This is a genomic window from Paracoccus sp. MC1854 (assembly GCF_014164635.1).
Lineage (GTDB): Bacteria > Pseudomonadota > Alphaproteobacteria > Rhodobacterales > Rhodobacteraceae > Paracoccus.
In genome coordinates, this window is record NZ_JACJFU010000069.1 from 2,501 (window position 1) to 5,865 (window position 3,365).

The following is a 3,365-nucleotide window of genomic DNA, read 5'->3' on the forward strand; positions in this document are numbered from 1 at the left end:
GAAGTTGGCTTGTCCCGCCGAAGGACAGGCCGGACGCCGCAGGGATGCGGGTCTTTCTTCTTCCGGGTCAAATCAAGCGCGAAAAGGGCGTTTGGTGGATGCCTTGGCAGCAAGAGGCGATGAAGGACGCGATACCCTGCGATAAGCTTTGGGGAGCCGGGAATAGGCTTTGATCCAGAGATCTCCGAATGGGGAAACCCACCTGAAATCCGGTTATTGTCACCATTCGGTGTCAATAACCGGGTTAACCAGGTATCTTCAACCTGAATACATAGGGTTTTAGAAGCAAACCCGGGGAACTGAAACATCTAAGTACCCGGAGGAAAGGAAATCAACAGATACTCCCTTAGTAGCGGCGAGCGAACGGGGACCAGCCGAGCCGTGAGACTGACCAGAATGGCCTGGAAAGGCCAGCCAGAGCGGGTGACAGCCCCGTATGGGAAGGTTGATCGGACGCATTAAGTAGGGCGGGACACGTGAAATCCTGTCTGAAGATCGGGGGACCACCCTCGAAGGCTAAGTACTCCTTGCTGACCGATAGCGAACCAGTACCGTGAGGGAAAGGTGAAAAGCACCCCGACGAGGGGAGTGAAACAGTTTCTGAAACCGGACGCCTACAAGCAGTCGGAGGGGCCTTGAGCCCTGACGGCGTACCTTTTGTATAATGGGTCAACGACTTGGTCTGTCTGGCAAGCTTAAGCCGTTAGGTGGAGGCGCAGCGAAAGCGAGTCTTAAAAGGGCGAATGAGTCAGACGGATCAGACCCGAAACCAGATGATCTAGCCATGTGCAGGATGAAGGTTGGGTAACACCAACTGGAGGTCCGAACCGACACCCGTTGAAAAGGGTCCGGATGACGTGTGGCTAGGGGTGAAAGGCCAATCAAATCTGGAGATAGCTGGTTCTCCGCGAAAGCTATTTAGGTAGCGCCTCGGATGAATACCCACGGGGGTAGAGCACTGCATGGATGATGGGGGCCCACAGCCTTACTGAGTCTAAGCAAACTCCGAATACCGTGGAGTACTATCCGGGAGACACACGGCGGGTGCTAACGTCCGTCGTGGAGAGGGAAACAACCCTGACCAACAGCTAAGGCCCCCAATTCGTGGCTAAGTGGGAAAGCATGTGAGACTTCCAAAACAACCAGGAGGTTGGCTTAGAAGCAGCCATCCTTTAAAGATAGCGTAACAGCTCACTGGTCTAATCAAGAGGTCTTGCGGCGAAGATGTAACGGGGCTCAAGCCACGAGCCGAAGCTTTGGGTGTGCAGCAATGCACGCGGTAGCGGAGCGTTCTGTGATATGGAACGCTGCCTCTTTTGCGTCCTCAGATGCAACGGAGGCAATGTTCTGACTGTGAAGCCGGGCTGTAAGGCATCCGGTGGAGTGATCAGAAGCGAGAATGTTGACATGAGTAGCGACAAACAGGGTGAGAGACCCTGTCGCCGAAAGTCCAAGGGTTCCTGCTTAAAGCTAATCTGAGCAGGGTAAGCCGGCCCCTAAGGCGAGGCCGAAAGGCGTAGTCGATGGGAACCAGGTTAATATTCCTGGGCCAGGAGATGGTGACGGATCCTTGAGGTTGTTCGATCTTACTGGATTGATCGGGCAGCTGCGGGGTCCCTGGAAATAGCCCTCCATGAGACCGTACCCGAAACCGACACAGGTGGACTGGTAGAGAATACCAAGGCGCTTGAGAGAACCACGTTTAAGGAACTCGGCAAAATACCTCCGTAAGTTCGCGAGAAGGAGGCCCCGTTGGCGCGCAAGCGTTGGCGGGGGGCACAAACCAGGGGGTGGCGACTGTTTACTTAAAACACAGGGCTGTGCGAAGCCGCAAGGCGACGTATACAGTCTGACGCCTGCCCGGTGCCGGAAGGTTAAAGGGAGGGGTGCAAGCTCCGAACTGAAGCCCCGGTAAACGGCGGCCGTAACTATAACGGTCCTAAGGTAGCGAAATTCCTTGTCGGGTAAGTTCCGACCTGCACGAATGGCGTAACGATCTCCCCGCTGTCTCAAACGTGGACTCAGCGAAATTGAATTGCCCGTGAAGATGCGGGCTTCCCGCGGTTAGACGGAAAGACCCCATGCACCTTTACTACAGCTTCGCACTGGCATCAGGATTGAGATGTGCAGGATAGGTGGTAGGCTTTGAAGCGGGGACGCCAGTTCCCGTGGAGCCACCCTTGAGATACCACCCTTCGCACTCTTGATGTCTAACCGCGGTCCGTTATCCGGATCCGGGACCCTGCGTGGTGGGTAGTTTGACTGGGGCGGTCGCCTCCCAAAGAGTAACGGAGGCGCGCGAAGGTTGGCTCAGAGCGGTCGGAAATCGCTCGTTGAGTGCAATGGCAGAAGCCAGCCTGACTGCAAGACTGACACGTCGAGCAGAGTCGAAAGACGGCCATAGTGATCCGGTGGTCCCGAGTGGAAGGGCCATCGCTCAACGGATAAAAGGTACGCTGGGGATAACAGGCTGATGATGCCCAAGAGTCCATATCGACGGCATCGTTTGGCACCTCGATGTCGGCTCATCTCATCCTGGGGCTGGAGCAGGTCCCAAGGGTACGGCTGTTCGCCGTTTAAAGAGGTACGTGAGCTGGGTTTAGAACGTCGTGAGACAGTTCGGTCCCTATCTGCCGTGGGTGTAGGATACTTGAGAGGAGTTGCCCCTAGTACGAGAGGACCGGGGTGAACGTTCCACTGGTGGACCTGTTGTCGTGCCAACGGCAGTGCAGGGTAGCTATGAACGGACAGGATAAACGCTGAAGGCATCTAAGCGTGAAGCCCCCCTCAAAACAAGGTATCCCTTGAGAGCCGTGGAAGACCACCACGTCGATAGGCCGGAGGTGTACGCGCAGCAATGTGCTCAGCTGACCGGTACTAATGGCTCGATTGGCTTGATTTGATCCGGAAGAAGACAGATCTGCCTTCTTCCTCAGCATCACTTGGACAACACGTGGCGAAAGCCGCAACGCTGAGCGTTTCTTCCCCGGTCTGGTGGCTACAGCACGAGCGAAACACCCGATCCCATCCCGAACTCGGCCGTTAAGCGCCGTCGCGCCAATGGTACTGCGTCTCAAGACGTGGGAGAGTAGGTCACCGCCAGACCTGGAAAGAAACGCACATCCCTCTGATACGATAAACCAACCCCGCACCTTACCACCAGCGGGGACGCTGCCACAGGCAGCACGGACGCGGGGTAGAGCAGCCCGGTAGCTCGTCAGGCTCATAACCTGAAGGTCACAGGTTCAAATCCTGTCCCCGCAACCAAATTTATACAATATGTCAGCAGCTTACGCCCCGCCTCAAAGCGGGGCTTTCGCATGTCCGCAATCCACATCAACGCCACATCAACGTTCGACGAGGCC

The 3,365-nt window shown here is 56.0% G+C and carries 1 tRNA gene and 2 rRNA genes; all 3 read left to right on the plus strand.

Annotated features, from left to right (window positions below):
• Window positions 1–70 precede the first annotated feature (70 nt).
• Window positions 71–2,902: ribosomal RNA gene (locus H5395_RS17485) — 23S ribosomal RNA — on the plus strand.
• Between the two features lie 88 nt (window positions 2,903–2,990).
• Window positions 2,991–3,105 (plus strand): 5S ribosomal RNA (rrf, locus tag H5395_RS17490).
• An 85-nt stretch (window positions 3,106–3,190) separates the two neighbouring features.
• A tRNA-Met gene (locus H5395_RS17495) sits at window positions 3,191–3,267 on the plus strand.
• Window positions 3,268–3,365: the final 98 nt, after the last annotated feature.